Origin of the sequence: Penaeicola halotolerans (assembly GCF_016464625.1) — a bacterium.
Taxonomy (GTDB): Bacteria; Bacteroidota; Bacteroidia; order Cytophagales; family Cyclobacteriaceae; genus Penaeicola; species Penaeicola halotolerans.
Window position 1 is genome coordinate 424,161 of the sequence record NZ_JAEAGO010000003.1, and the last position, 15,146, is coordinate 439,306.

The 15,146-nt window shown below is 38.3% G+C and carries 12 protein-coding genes; 5 read left to right on the forward strand and 7 right to left on the reverse strand.

The genetic code is table 11. The features are described 5' to 3' along the window. Positions 1–24 precede the first annotated feature (24 nt). Positions 25–597, forward strand: coding sequence for a hypothetical protein (locus I5349_RS09465; RefSeq protein ID WP_226390519.1), 573 nt, complete (start codon positions 25–27; stop codon positions 595–597). Between the two features lie 27 nt (positions 598–624). Beyond that, positions 625–1,113: a DUF1905 domain-containing protein gene (locus tag I5349_RS09470; protein ID WP_226390520.1), complete on the forward strand. Its 489-nt coding sequence runs from the start codon at positions 625–627 to the stop codon at positions 1,111–1,113. Between the two features lie 30 nt (positions 1,114–1,143). Here the strand turns inward: I5349_RS09470 and kdsA are convergent, their stop codons facing one another. Genes kdsA through I5349_RS09485 form a run of 3 tightly spaced genes read right to left on the reverse strand, consistent with a single transcriptional unit; the run spans position 1,144 to position 4,081 of the window. Continuing rightward, positions 1,144–1,992 carry a 3-deoxy-8-phosphooctulonate synthase gene (gene kdsA / locus I5349_RS09475; protein ID WP_226390521.1) on the reverse strand — a complete coding sequence of 283 codons (849 nt, stop codon included), beginning with the start codon at positions 1,990–1,992 and terminating at the stop codon, positions 1,144–1,146. Beyond that, positions 1,992–2,540: a KdsC family phosphatase gene (locus I5349_RS09480; protein WP_226390522.1), complete on the reverse strand. Its 549-nt coding sequence runs from the start codon at positions 2,538–2,540 to the stop codon at positions 1,992–1,994. The genes kdsA and I5349_RS09480 overlap by 1 nt, the downstream gene beginning before the upstream one ends. Then, on the reverse strand, positions 2,540–4,081 hold the full coding sequence (locus I5349_RS09485; RefSeq protein WP_226390523.1) for a bifunctional GNAT family N-acetyltransferase/carbon-nitrogen hydrolase family protein: 1,542 nt from the start codon (positions 4,079–4,081) through the stop codon (positions 2,540–2,542). The genes I5349_RS09480 and I5349_RS09485 overlap by 1 nt, the downstream gene beginning before the upstream one ends. Before the next feature lie 259 nt (positions 4,082–4,340). On the opposite strand from I5349_RS09485, the gene I5349_RS09490 reads away from it, so the two are divergent. From I5349_RS09490 to I5349_RS09500, 3 genes are all read left to right on the forward strand, one after another. Beyond that, positions 4,341–6,587, forward strand: a complete 2,247-nt coding sequence (locus I5349_RS09490) for a sodium-translocating pyrophosphatase (RefSeq protein ID WP_226390524.1) — start codon at positions 4,341–4,343, stop codon at positions 6,585–6,587. A 664-nt stretch (positions 6,588–7,251) separates the two neighbouring features. Further along, complete coding sequence (locus tag I5349_RS09495; protein WP_226390525.1) at positions 7,252–7,605, forward strand: helix-turn-helix domain-containing protein; 354 nt, start codon at positions 7,252–7,254, stop codon at positions 7,603–7,605. After that, positions 7,599–8,900, forward strand: a complete 1,302-nt coding sequence (locus I5349_RS09500; protein WP_226390526.1) for a type II toxin-antitoxin system HipA family toxin — start codon at positions 7,599–7,601, stop codon at positions 8,898–8,900. The genes I5349_RS09495 and I5349_RS09500 overlap by 7 nt, the downstream gene beginning before the upstream one ends. A 604-nt stretch (positions 8,901–9,504) precedes the next feature. Here the strand turns inward: I5349_RS09500 and I5349_RS09505 are convergent. The 4 genes from I5349_RS09505 to I5349_RS09520 all read right to left on the reverse strand — a co-directional run bounded on the left by I5349_RS09505 (position 9,505) and on the right by I5349_RS09520 (position 15,142). Further along, positions 9,505–9,831: a hypothetical protein gene (locus I5349_RS09505; protein WP_226390527.1), complete on the reverse strand. Its 327-nt coding sequence runs from the start codon at positions 9,829–9,831 to the stop codon at positions 9,505–9,507. Positions 9,832–10,093: 262 nt separating this feature from the next. Continuing rightward, on the reverse strand, positions 10,094–13,447 hold the full coding sequence (locus tag I5349_RS09510) for a hypothetical protein (protein WP_226390528.1): 3,354 nt from the start codon (positions 13,445–13,447) through the stop codon (positions 10,094–10,096). Between the two features lie 320 nt (positions 13,448–13,767). Next, on the reverse strand, positions 13,768–14,313 hold the full coding sequence (locus tag I5349_RS09515) for a hypothetical protein (RefSeq protein WP_226390529.1): 546 nt from the start codon (positions 14,311–14,313) through the stop codon (positions 13,768–13,770). After that, positions 14,279–15,142, reverse strand: coding sequence for a leucine-rich repeat domain-containing protein (locus I5349_RS09520; protein WP_226390530.1), 864 nt, complete (start codon positions 15,140–15,142; stop codon positions 14,279–14,281). The genes I5349_RS09515 and I5349_RS09520 overlap by 35 nt, the downstream gene beginning before the upstream one ends. Positions 15,143–15,146 lie beyond the last annotated feature (4 nt).

Here is a 15,146-nt window from a genome sequence, read left to right on the forward strand (position 1 = left end):
GTTTTGCACTGAAAGACTAAGCATATGCCTAAATCTACTAAGCCGAAAAGAAAACTCGATGGCAACCTTTTGATCAGTTTAGCCGCTATTTTTTTGAGTGCTGGCACGCTTTTCATTTTGATCTACCAATCAAATGTTATCAGCAAACAATTTGATTTACAAAAGAAACAACAACTTGCCTCAAGCTATCCTTATTTGATGCTAGCTAGTGGCTATAATAATGGAGATAGCTATCGAGTATTTTTTATCAATCAAGGACTTGGCCCAGCTTTTATCAAAGAGATAAGTATCACTTATAAGGACTCCCTTTATAAGGATTATGACTATATAACTTTCCTCAATGAGCATCTCGGCAAAAAAGACTTCCCTCATAACATAGGCGAATATGCTGATATAGTAAGTGGTTTGGCTATACCTGCTGGTGAAGAATTTACTCTTTTAGAAATCATTCGAGACCCAGAAGTAAAAAGCCAAAACGATATTATTTCATCTAATGAAGTGAGACTAAAAGTAGTCTATAAGTCCGTTTATGATGAAGAGTGGGTGATCGATGGACTTTTTGATATCCCTACTAAGATCAAGGAGATGGAAGACTAATGTTCAAAACACTACTTCAATCTATTTATGATCTCTTCAAATAAATCAAACCATTTGATCAAAGACGAGATACTTGAGATTCAATATATCTCAGGCAATGGTGCTTGGACTTATCATCTCATCATCCCTCATACCAAAGATATCAAAGGAAAGTGGGGCGATATCAAGGTTTCTGGCAGCATCGATGGCTATGTGATCGACTCTAAAAATCTCGCTCCTACCAAAAATGCTGATAAGATACTTGCCATCAATGGCACTATTCGCAAAGCTATCGGAAAGACAGGTGGAGATAAAGTTACTGTGACTTTGACACTAGATCAGCCAACAGAAGAGGCGCTCGAAGAGGACTACATCAGGATCAGTTTTGAAGAGGCGCAGGTCTTGGATCAATTTGAAGTACTTAGTCAGCATGAACAACAAAGTATCCGAGAGCAAATCACTTCACTGACAAGCGAAGAAGCCCAAGTTGAAAAAATTCTTCATTATATCAATTGGCTACAAAGCAAAAGCCTCTGAAATTCAGAGGCTTTTTGTACGATTTACTATTTATTTCAAATTAATATTCTGGTACTTTCTACCGAGCTCCCATGACTCCTTCAGCATGATGAGAAACTCACGCATATGGTGTAGCGGGATGAGATTTGGTCCATCACTTAATGCCTTTGATGGATCAGGATGTGTCTCTATGAAAAAGCCATCGATCCCTGTAGCCGCAGCCGCTCTCGCTAAAAATGGTGCAAACTCACGCTGACCTCCTGAGGTACCTCCAGCACCACCAGGCTGTTGCACACTATGCGTGATATCAAACACGACAGGAGCATATTGACGCATAGTAGGCAAAGCACGCATATCTACTACTAGATTATGATAGCCTAGCGTAAAACCACGCTCTGTCAAGCATACATTGTCGTTTCCAGTGGACTTGACCTTTTTGACCGCATACTGCATGTCCTCTGGCGCCATAAACTGCCCACGCTTGACCTTCACTGATTTGCCACTCTCTCCTGCTGCCAAAAGCAGATCTGTCTGACGACAAAGGAATGCAGGGATTTGAATCACATCGACCACCTCTGCTACATCTTTGACTTGATAGCTCTCATGCACATCCGTTACCAATGGTACAGAGAGTTCACGACCTACACGCTGCAAGACTTCGAGGGACTTATCCATCCCGATACTTCTAAAAGACCCCGCTGAAGTACGATTAGCCTTGTCAAAAGAAGCTTTGAACACATACTCGATCCCTAGCTCATCTGCTAGTGCCTTGACAGTAGCCCCGATCTCGCTACAGATTTCATAACTCTCCACGGCACATGGCCCGGCAAACAACACCATCTTTTCTGCACCCAACTTAATGTTTGGCGTGAGCTGTATGGCTTTTTCAAACTTGTCCATTAAATATCTTTGGTTTTGATGATGTCTATAAATTTGTTTTGAGCTGAAAGAATCAAATCCGCTACCTCTCTCACTGCTCCTTCTCCACCTTTGACCTGCGTCACTAAGTGAGCTTCTCTGCGTACATAGCTCAAGGCATCCACTGGTGCACAAGCTAGTCCACACTGCCGCATGATATCTAGATCTATGATATCATCTCCTATGTAGGCAATCTCGTGAGCAGCTAATTGATAAGTCGCTTGCACTTCATGCAGCTGGGCCAGTTTATCCTTCAGCCCATGATAGTGGAAATCCATTTTGAGTTCCTCACAGCGTTTCTTCACCACTTCTGAATCTCTACCAGTCAGTACGCCCACGATGATCCCGCTGCGTTTGAGATGACTAATGATCTGTCCGTCCTTTACGTTGAAACGCTTGTACTCAACAAAGTCATTGTCATAGATGATCCCCCCGTCTGTCATCACGCCATCTACATCCATCACGAGAGCTCGGATGGCTTTGGCCCTACTGACCTGATCAGGAGTATATTGATCTAATATTTCTTTCATTATTTCTTGGTCTTTTTACCCCAAGTGATCTGATAGAGGTCTGTTCTACGCTGCTCAAGGTTACGTACGCTACCTTGCATACGCTGCTTCATGAGGAGTTCTAGATCGACATCTGCGATCAGTGTAGTCTCCGTATTGGCAGAAGCCTCTGCTACGATGGCATCATGAGGAAATGAAAAATCTGATGGAGAAAATACAGCTGCTTGAGAGTACTGAATATCCATATTTTCTACCTTTGGCAAGTTACCTACCGAACCTGAAATCGCCACATAGCACTCATTTTCAATAGCCCTTGCTTTAGCACAAGTACTTACACGCAAGAAGGCATTCTTAGTATCTGTCCAAAAAGGCACAAAAAGAATATCCATGTTTTGCTCGGCTAGCAATCTGCCTAGCTCTGGGAATTCCACATCATAGCAAATCAAGATACCGATCTTACCAGCATCCGTGTCAAATGTGCTGATCTTGTTTCCACCCTGCATACCCCAGTAGAGTGCTTCATCTGGTGTCACATGTAGTTTATATTGCTTCTCATAAGTACCATCTCTACGACAGAGATAACTCACATTTCGGAGCTTTTGCCCATCATACTCAGGCATAGAGCCTGCGATGATATTGACATTGTAAGAAAGTGCCAGCTCCACCATAGCGTCTTTGATCTCCTCTGTGTAGTCTGATAGTGCACGTACTGCATCTGAAGCACCCATGTCGTTGAACTGCGCCATCAGGGGGGCATTGAAAAACTCTGGGAACATACAGAAGTCAGAATTATAGCCTGCTACGGTATCTACAAAAAACTCTACCTGTTGCATCAAATCGGCTACTGATACGGTCCTACGCATCTTCCACTGGACGATCCCAAGTCGAACAACCGACTTTTTGTTACCAATGAGCTTTTCATCCTTTTCGTAATAGATATTGATCCACTCGAGCAAGGTCGCATACGAGCGAGAGTCGGTATCCTCAGGCAAGTACTTGGTGATGACCTTACGTACGTGAAATTCATTGGCCAACTGAAAGGACAAAACAGGATCGTAAATTTCCTTATTCTTGACGAGTTCGATGTATTTTCTAGGGGTCAACTGATCTGCATACTTGCTATAGCCTGGGATCCTACCTCCTGCGATGATCGCTCGGAGGTTAAGGTTTTCACACAGCTCTTTGCGGGCATCATAGAGTCTTCGACCGAGACGCATGCCTCTATAGTCTGGATGAACAAATACATCTGTTCCATAAAGTGTCTCTCCTTCATAGTCGTGAGTATCAAATTGCCCATTGCCCGTGATCTCATCATAAGTATGGTTATCTCCAAACTTATCATATTTCACGATCAAGCTGAGCGCTGCAGCGACCACCTTGCCATTATCTTCTATACAAATTTGTCCCTCAGGAAAGGCATTCAGTTGCTTCTTAAACTCTTGCTTGGTCCAGGCGCCTAAGTCCGAATAGATGGCGGTCATGATCTCTTTGATGTCTTGATAGTCAGCCAAGCGACAATTTCTCAGCTTTAGTCGATGCTCTAATTCCTGATTTAAACTCATGCAATGATTTTTTTTCGAAGGACAAAAATACCAATTTTTAAGCAGAAATCCTGATAGATCTCTCGCTTAAGGATATAATAACAACGGGTAAGTAGCAGAAAACATCCCCTAGCGGACATTCTCTCTTGCCTATCATGAGCAAAGCTATTAACCTAGCATCATAGCTTGAATAGATTTTAATCTAGAATTTTATTTTTAATTCATCAGCACACTCGCTATTTTACGCCCCAATTTGAAAATAACCTAAAAACAAATCATAATGGAGAACTTAATGTACATTTTGCCACTATTTGGCGTGGCAGGATTGCTGTACATGGGCTACTTAGCCACATGGGTCAACAAGCAAGATGCTGGAGATGATAAAATGCAGGGAATCGCGAAAAGCATCCAAGAAGGTGCTATGGCTTTCCTCAAAGCTGAATACCGCATCCTAGCGATATTCGTAGTGATCGCATCTATTGCTTTATTTGCCATTTCTCAAGTCGTAGCTACTTCACACTGGATGATCGTCATCGCCTTTGTGATTGGAGCACTTTTCTCAGCGCTAGCAGGTAATATCGGAATGCGCATCGCGACTAAATCAAACGTCAGAACAACACAAGCAGCCAAAACTAGTCTTCCACAAGCCCTCAATGTCTCTTTCAAAGGCGGTACTGTCATGGGTCTAGGAGTAGCTGGACTAGCCGTGCTTGGATTGAGCTTATTTTTCATCCTCTTCGTAGGCATGTTCATCAAGTCAGAAGCTTCTTTCTACATGGAAATGACCATCGCCCTAGAAGCCTTGGCGGGTTTCTCTTTAGGTGCTGAATCTATCGCGCTTTTCGCACGTGTAGGCGGTGGTATCTATACCAAAGCAGCAGACGTAGGTGCCGACCTAGTAGGTAAAGTAGAAGCAGGTATCCCAGAGGATGACCCTAGAAACCCTGCAACTATCGCGGATAACGTAGGTGACAACGTAGGAGACGTAGCCGGTATGGGAGCTGACCTTTTTGGTTCTTATGTGGCCACAGTACTCGCTTCGATGGTACTCGGTAACTACATCATTAAAGACATGTCTGAGACACTCGGCACACAGTACACAGATGCCTTCAACAATATGGGACCTATCGTCCTTCCCTTGGTGATCGCAGGCGTGGGAATCATCGCTTCGATCATTGGTACTTTCTTCGTTCGAATCAAAAATAACGAAGCCAAAGAAGCGCAAGTGCAAAGTGCGCTTAACCTAGGCAACTATGTATCATTAGCCTTGACAGTCGTTGCTTGCTGGTTTTTGATAAAATGGATGCTTCCTGAGACTATCTATATGAACTTCTTCGGAGAGGGTATCCTTGAGATCCCAAGCATGAACGTCTTCTATGCGACATTAGTCGGTTTGACAGTGGGACTTTTGATCTCTGCTTTCACAGAGTATTATACTGCTTTGGGTAAAAAGCCAGTACTTAACATCGTACAAAACTCATCTACGGGTGCTGCTACCAACATCATTGCTGGTTTGGCGACAGGGATGATCTCTACTTTTTCTTCTGTACTTCTATTTGCAGCAGCGATCTGGGGGTCTTATGAACTTGCCGGTTTCTATGGAGTAGCGATCGCAGCTTCTGCCATGATGGCCACGACTGCTATGCAATTGGCTATTGATGCCTTTGGCCCTATCGCGGATAATGCTGGTGGTATCGCTGAGATGAGTGAACTGCCTAAAGAAGTGAGAAGCAGAACAGACGTATTGGACTCTGTAGGAAACACCACTGCCGCAGTTGGTAAAGGCTTTGCCATCGCTTCTGCTGCCTTGACAGCTTTGGCCCTATTTGCAGCTTATGTGACATTCACAGGCATAGATGGGATCAACATCTTCAAAGCAGACGTACTAGCAGCCCTCTTCATCGGAGGTATGATCCCAGTAGTTTTCTCTGCGCTAGCCATGCAGTCAGTAGGTAAGGCTGCTATGGACATGGTAAATGAAGTGAGAAGACAGTTTAGAGAAATCCCAGGTATCTTAGAAGGAACAGGCAAGCCAGAATATGGCAAATGCGTAGACATCTCTACTAAGGCAGCCTTGAGAGAAATGATGCTCCCAGGAGCCATGACGATCATCACTCCTATCATCATTGGATTTGTGATGGGTGCAGAAGCACTCGGTGCCTATATGGCTGGTGTAGCAGTATCAGGAGTACTCTGGGCGATCTTTCAAAACAACGCAGGGGGTGCTTGGGACAATGCTAAGAAATCATTTGAAGCTGGTGTCATGATCAATGGCGAGATGACTTTCAAAGGTTCTGATGCGCACAAAGCAGCTGTAACAGGTGATACAGTAGGTGACCCTTTCAAAGACACTTCTGGACCATCGATGAACATCCTCATCAAGCTTACTTGTCTCGTAGGACTCGTGATCGCTCCGATCTTAGGAGAGATGAGCGGCAATGGCCATGCGGAAACACCAGCCCCAGAAGCCAAACAAATCACAGTGGAGGCACCAGACGAAGCCCTCAGCCTTCAAACAGTCAAATAATACCAAAGGCTGTCTCGATTGAGACAGCCTTTTTTCTTTCCCTTTTTTTATTATCAATCTATTTTTGAATCATCCTCCGTTTGTAACCTCAATCGTAGAGACGTCCATTTATGGCGTCTCTTTTATATACAATCTTCCTTCATTTGCAACGTCATCCTACCTTCGGCAGGCAAGTGCGAGGGCTTGACCCGAAGCAATCCAGATCATTATTACCCTATCATTTATCCTACCCACCTCATGATCATAATGCTCTCTCAGCGACAATTTTGCCCTATCAGACCAAACAACCCGTTTCACATTATTAAATTTCACCAATTTTCAGACTCCTTTTCCAAGTCATCAATAGAGGAAGGTTTATCTCCTGAAGGGAGGCCCGCGGGGAGGAAGGTTACCGTACTAGATGCACAATGACCTACTTAAGCAAGTATAAAAAGAATTGGGCAACCAAAAAATCCAATTGATTTGAACATGGTGTCTTTGGAACTATGCGAAATTTGATAGGGTTGTGATGCTTATCTAACAATTAATGTTGGTAAATACTATCACTAAAACTAAAAAAATATGTTTAACGTATAGAAATACCAACACGCCTATTTTTAAATGTCAGGAAATGCTTATCTTTGTTGGTAAATACAAGCATAAAGCTTTATAAATACACATAGCGATGGTAAAAGCCAACAAACACTACACTCAAATGTCCGATGGTGCTATTGTGGCACAAATAGGTGGTTTTATCAAACATACAAGAGTCCAACAAAGTAAAACACAAGCGCAACTGGCAGAGATGTCTGGCCTAAATCGCTGGACTTTAAGTCAAATAGAAAATGGTGAATCTATAACACTGTCAAGTCTCATACAAATACTCAGAGCGTTAGATTGTCTTCACGTACTAGATGGGTTTAATTACTCTAACGAAATAAGCCCGCTAGAATATGCTAAACTTAAAAAAAAGCAAACCAAAGAGCGCGTAAGGAATAAGACCAAAGATCAAGAGGATAAAGAGGCATTAGGATGGTAGACGTAGCTGAAGTGAAAATATGGGGTGAATTGGCTGGAGCTGTACGCTGGGATGTGGAACAGCGACTTGGCTATTTCCAGTATGATGCTAAGTTTCTTCAAAAAGGTTGGGACTTATCTCCAATCAAAATGCCTATTACAAACGGTTCACGCATTTACAGCTTCCCTGAATTAAGACAAGGAAGAAGCGAAACAGAAGACACCTTTAAAGGCCTTCCTGGGCTATTGGCTGATGCACTACCAGACAAATACGGGAACAGGTTAATTAATATCTGGCTGGCGCAACAGGGGCGTCCCGAAGGCAGCATGAATCCAGTGGAGAAATTATGCTTTATAGGCTCAAGAGGCATGGGTGCCTTAGAGTTTGAACCTGCCCAAATTAAAACAAGCAAAAACAGTTTTTCTCTAGCGCTTGACAGTTTGGTGGATGTGGCAAAAAGAATGCTCAATGAGCGAGAGACCTTTCTAACCAATATAGGTAAAGACGAGGAAAAGGCCATGATGGAAATTCTAAAGATTGGAACCTCCGCAGGTGGTGCCCGCCCCAAGGCAGTCATCGCTTACAATCAAAAGACCAAAGAAGTGCGATCGGGTCAAGGAAACGTACCCAAGGGATTCGAACATTGGTTAATTAAATTAGATGGTGTCAGTGGTGAACAATTTGGAGAGAGCTCAGGCTGGGGTCGTGTGGAGTATGCCTATTATCTGATGGCAAAGGAATGCGGAATTAGCATGAGCGAGTGTGAGCTACTGGAGGAAAATGGTCGTGCTCACTTTATGACCAAACGATTTGATAGGGAAGGAAACACCAAGCACCACATACAGTCATTGTGTGGCTTACAACATTATGATTTCAATGACATGGATGGTTATAGCTACGAACAAGTATTTCAAACCATGCGCTTGTTGCGATTAACCTATCCTGAAGCAGAAGAAATGTTTCGAAGAATGGTGTTTAATGTGCTGGCCACCAACTATGATGATCACACCAAAAACTTTTCATTCATCTTAAAAAAAGGCGAATCTTGGAGACTAGCTCCTGCTTATGATTTGTGCTTCTCATTTGATGCAAACAATCATTGGGTAAGCAAGCAAACCTTAAGTGTAAATGGGAAAAGACGGAATATTACCAAAGCAGACTTAATGACCATCGCCAAAGACAATAACATCAAAAAAGGCGAGAAGATAATCAATGAAGTTAATCTAGTGGTAAGATCGTGGCATAAATATGCAGAAGAAGCAGGTGTCAGAAATGACTTGAAGGAAAGAATCCATCAAAACCTAAACGCTTTATAATAACTAGATTTAGCATCTACTACATAGCACGCCATCTTAGATTTTGCCATGCTAAATTGAATCATTTTACATTTATTGATGGGTAATCCTTCCCTGATGATTTGACCTATTGTTAAATCGTTCTCCGTTTTGTAGCCTCTATCGTAGAGATGTTCATTGATGACGTCTCTTTCCATATACAATCGTCCTACATTTACAACGTCATCCTACCTTCGGCAGGCAAGTGCGAGGACCTAACCCGAAGCAATCCAGCCAAACTTTGAAATCCATCACCCGTAGAGACGACCTACAGGGCGTCTCATTTCATTTTAAAAACCTCACCAATTACAATTAAGACTATGCCATGAACCCGCCTGCATTGTCACCCTGAAGAAGGAAGGCTTGCCTCCCGAAGGGAAGGTCTCAAAGCAGAAAAGCTACTGACCTACTGCTACCCACTGGTCGCATTTACCTCCCGAAGGGACGGCCTGTCGCACCAAGGGATGATTCACCTCCTAAAGGGAGGCCTGTCTCACGAAGGGAGGATATGCTTCAAACTAAAAGAATATGATCTTACAATTACACCATAGCCCACGGTTTAAACCGTGGGCTAAATCATATCACCTTAATCAATTTTCAGAGTTAAAACAATTTTTTTTAAACCCAAGCTATCCTCTCGATAAACTCTAAGCACATCTGAACCTGCTTTTTTTAAAACAATATCTCCTGCTTTTACATCATGCGAACGATAAAACACAACACGTTGTAAATCTAATTTATTATTATTTTTATCATATAAAACAGCTCTCAAAGCAGGGGTTATTTCAACTCTAGATACTTTAAAATTAATTTCCAAATTTCTTTCATACTCAATTGCTTTCTTTGAATAAAAAATAGTTAAAACTATAACAGATATAAAAAATAATAATAACACAATTGATTTAATTTTCATATTAAGATCATTTTAATGTTGACTTGCAAATACTGGTCAGCTATCACTAACACCTCCTGTTACACCACTACCACTAGTTGCATCAAAATATATCCAGCCAATTATCAATATGGAGCTATTAATAAATGGTGTTGAAATCAATGGAACAAAAGTTCTTGGCGTTTATATGCCTTAAGGTCACTCTGAAGGGCAGTCTTGGAGAGATTCTGTCTGGATGAGGAAGCAAGCGCACAGCCTTCGGGCTGGCGCTTGTGATTTAAGTTTAATCTCGATAATTATATGTAAATGAATTAATGATATTACCTTTATCATCTCTTATTAAAATAAGCCTATTAAGACTGTCATAATAATAGTGACTCGCTTGGTTATTTTCATTTATTATAGATCTAACAAAAAAATTTTTGTGGTAGTTATAAGTATTGACCAAGGCATTTTTTGGGAAAATTCTAACTTCATCAATTCTTGATCCATTAGTAAGATTAACTGAATTAACAAAAGGGATGGGTTCTTGATATAACCACTTACCATCAAAATACCAATAACTCATTAATAAATCTTGCCCATTTGGTATGGAAATAAAGTCATTAAAATTGATGGATGAACCTGCATAGTATTTATTTCCTGCAAATGAATCACCAACAGTTCCCAAACTATCTTCAAAACTCAAATAGAATATCTCATTATGTGCAGCATTTAATGCTGAATACGCGATTAAATTGGTATTAAGTAAATAATCAAATGAATATTGTGTATTATTTTCTCTCATACTAAGTATATTTCCTGTATTAATGTCATACTTATCAAAATAAATCAACTCATAAAGATTTTGATCTAATTGGCCATTTAAGGATGAGTACCTAGGGCTATATTCATCTAATAAGAGATTACTCGCACTCCATAAGACATTTTGAAAAATATTATCTTCTTGAAATTTAAAAGTCATATACTTAACATCTTTTAAATATTCTAAGCCATCTAAAACTGTTGAGCTTAATGTCTCAACTGGAACTCCAGTATAATTTTTATCATAAAGAAATTCTTCTGTAGTACTTTTTAATATGAAATCAGATAAGTAAAAGTAATATGTAGAGTTTAATAAATTATTGTTATATAATCTCTTAACTTTTACGTTTTGCAGATTGTCATCATATTCAAAGCTCTCTTTAATATTTAAGGTATCTCCCGATGTATAGATATAGGTATCATTAGATACTACTTTTGTAAAACCAAAAATTTGTTTATACCTACCAAAATAAAAAGAACTATTTGTTAATAATACGCCTCCCTTAAATTGCAATTTCAATGAAGAATTCTCCACACTATCAAACTGATATGATTTCGAAACTTCTTTAATAAGCATTCCTTGGCTATCAAAATAAGCTTCATTAATTAAGTTACCAGTAAGGAAGGAATAATCATCACTAGGCTGAAAAGGTGGAGTATTATTACTAAAAAACAAATAATCTTTAGGAGTTGTGTAAGTATATACAATCTTACCATTATTGATGCTATCATTTGAAATTACAGTAACTCTTTCATAGCCTACATAATTACCCCTTGTAGTACCTAACAAGGATGGGTTAACACTAAGTCTTAGTTGTAGTGAACATAGATAATCCAATTGGTAATTTTCAATTTGTTTAAAGTTTTCATAATTATAAGTATAGATAGGTTCATTATATAAAACACCGGAGGAAATACCTTGATCATCCTTATACTCAAATTGAGTAGAGCTTAATAGACTATCGGTATAATCATAATTTTTAATTGACTTAATCCTAACTCCCCCACCAAATCTCTCTACAATTGGTTGATTTAAGTCATCATATAAATAACTAACACTAATAGACGCTACATCATTATTCCCATTACAATCTGACCAAGTAGCCTCTGTTCTAATTTTATAGTTACCGGGACTCAACATAATGCTAAAATAACTAGGGCTTAGGCTATTAAACTCATATATGATATTTTCAGCACTATCTAATATGAATGCCTTTGGAGGACCATTTCCACCAAAGTAAGGATCATTATATAATTGAAAGTTTAAGCTCACATCTACTGGTATTTGAGAAGCACTAGCACTTGTTATAGTAAAGATCATTTCCGATGTAGAAGCATTTTGTCCATTACAATCAGAACCGAATGAACTTGTGGAAGTTAGAAAAGGAATTCGCTCAAACATGTTTTGATCAGAAACAGCACCTCCATTAGTAAAGCTGTAAGTATTAGCTTCATATATAAACTCACTCTTCCCACCTGTTGGATACGTAATTGACTTCAATAACCCATAGATGGTATATCTATCATCTGGCTCTCGATTTGTATTGCTATTATAATACGTCCCAAACACATTTGCAGAGGGCAATAATGTAGAGTTGTTTACACCATTGTAGTATCCCCAATGATCTATACTTTTTGAATTCCTTTCAGGTAGAGATGAATAATATGAAAAACTATATAGTGGAATTTCCTCCGTAATACTATATTGAACTACATTTTTTAAAGTTAATCTATTTGTGGAATAGTCATGCTGTAACCTCAATTCTCTTATCAACTCACCGTTGGACTTAACAAGAATTTTACTCAGAGCTTTATTATTGACACCTTGTACATCTAATCTTGAATTACCGCCCGAAAATACGACTTGTAAGCCATTTGAAGTATTTATTTCATTAATAATCTTTCCACTCACTTCAAGGCTATCATACCCTGCATTGTATATTCCTGGAATACTTCCTGGACATGATTGATCGCTTATAGGATTTCTATGCAAAATAGTTTCCGAATTGAGAATTCTATATTTCATGCTGTAGTCACTATAGGAAAAATCAATGAACTTTAGTCCATTAATATCTTCAATCCTAGATAAATACCAAGAAGACACTTGATTTAAAGGTTGACTTGCATAACAAACACTATTAAATGAATCTGATTGTGTTATCTCCGTATGTTCAAAAATATATTTATTGCCTTTATCATCCCAAACATTCCAGCCAAGAATGGATGAATTAAAGCCATTTGACCAAACAATCTCAACCTTGATCTTTGTTTCTGAACTTACAATAAGATTACCATCCAAATCAAACATAAATTGTGCGTTGATCCCATTTACATTTATAGTAAAAATATCAGGTTGAATATCATAACATCCAGATGAAATATCTTTTAATAAATTTAACCTTAAAGAAGATTCATCAGAATAGTCTTCTAGCAATTGTTTAGTGATTCCTAAATCTTTTAGTCCTAAATAACTGATGTAGGCATTAGAAATATTTTCATCTGCATAGCCATGAATGGTTCTTGAGATTACACCCCCAGCATTTAAACTCCAACCTATTCCCACCCATGAGGAAATTTCCTCTACTTTCACCCCAGAAGAATGATACTTTAGCATAATAGGTAACTGAAGATCTCCATTGATAATTTCAAAAACAGGTACAGAAATATCAGGGATACCCGTGTAATTAGACACAGGAATTTCAGTATACTTCCCTAAAGATGAGGCTTCAGGTGATGGGGGAATTATATTTTGTCTATAGTCTTCTTGGCCATGTAGTTTTGTAAAAAACATTATTAAAAGAAGTGCCATTAAAGGAGCTTTTACTTTATTCATAATCATATATTTATTCGCTATTAAATATAATGAATTAATGATTTAAAAATCATTGAATGACAGCTATTTATTTTATTTAACATTTGGATTGGTGGTGTAGCTCACCCGTACATTGCCCAAGTGATCCTTGAGGAAGTATTCATAGCTCAGCCGATTGTCAAAGGTGATCTTTCCCTCTTAATGTAAGATCAATTGTAGCGTATTAGACTCGAACTCATAAAGAAGACATATCATTTGAAACTCATCGATTTCCTATAGTTTATAATTTGTAGTATTAGCTAATACTATTAAAAAGTAAAAAAAGTTTATTAAACTATTTTTTATTTCTTAATAGAGCTTATCATTTGTTTTGATAATGGCTGCCATTTATCTAAATCATTCATTGTGCAATTAAATGTGCCTAAAAGCAATTTTCCATCTAATACTGTTATAAACATCTTATTGTAAATTTTTGTATCAATCGCATTCGACATAAATTCAATAGTCAAAAATTCAGAGTTGTTCGATGTTAATTTGTCAGTCTTTAGTATTTCTATACCATTGGTTGCTGATAACTGTTGTTTGATAGCTGTCTGCACTTGGTTTAACTCTTGCTCACTTATTGGATTGGACGTGTGATTAAAAGCAATATTAATGCTTCCTTTATCATTGGTATAAACTTCTGTTGGTCGATTTGCTGTGTTTGGATATTTGATCAATAAAGTTGATTCATCCATTAGAGTAAAATCTGAAGGCAATAACAAAGTTATTTTTTCATTTAAAACTTTACGCTCTTTTAATTCAGTATCAAACGACATTACCATAAAGGATAAAACCAAAACAAATAATAATTTACTTCCCTTGGTTAAGTTTATCAATTTCTTCATTTTTATAATTATAATGTTTTCTATTTTCAAACGCCACTTTTTGTATTCCAATACAAGGTGTCATATCTCCATCTTGTATAGAAGTATTACCCCAAAAATCAAACCATTTTAGTTTTTTCAAACCTCTTATTGGACTTAAGGACTTTATTTCTTTACAATTATTTAACCCTAACTTTTCAAGACTATAAAGCTGACTTATTTCTTCTATTTCATCAATGTTTTTACACGATTCTACATCTAAATATTTTAGTGTTTTTGATAGTTTATCAACTCCTTTAAGATTGTCCAGTTTTGATAAATGATACAATCCCAACCTTTCCAACAGTAAATTCTCTATACCAATCAGAGACTTAATAGAAGATTGTCTTAAGCCTAAAGTTTTAAGGTTAACCAAATGCCTTAAGTCCTGTAAATCTTCTTTGTTAAACTTAATTATATCTAAACGCTTTAAAGAAGTGCAATTAAAAATGGTCTTTGCTTTTGGTCTCCAAATAAACCTACAATCTTCAAGTTTAGGAAACATATTAAAATCAATTTCTTGATTGTCTTTGGCAAGTACATTTATTGCTAAAACTTTTAGGTTTTTTAAATGGCGTAGAGCTGTATAATCAATTGCCTGATAAGATGATATTGTAATTCTTTCTATAAATGTGTAATCCTTTAAAAAGTCTACATTGTCCAATTTATAGCCTTTATCAAAAGAAAGTATAACACCTAGAATATTACTTTTCTTCACTGCCTCCATATCACCAGCAATATTATCTGATGATATGTAAGCTGATTTACCCCATTCAGTATTTACAATTTCTATTTTCTTTTTTAACAACATATTT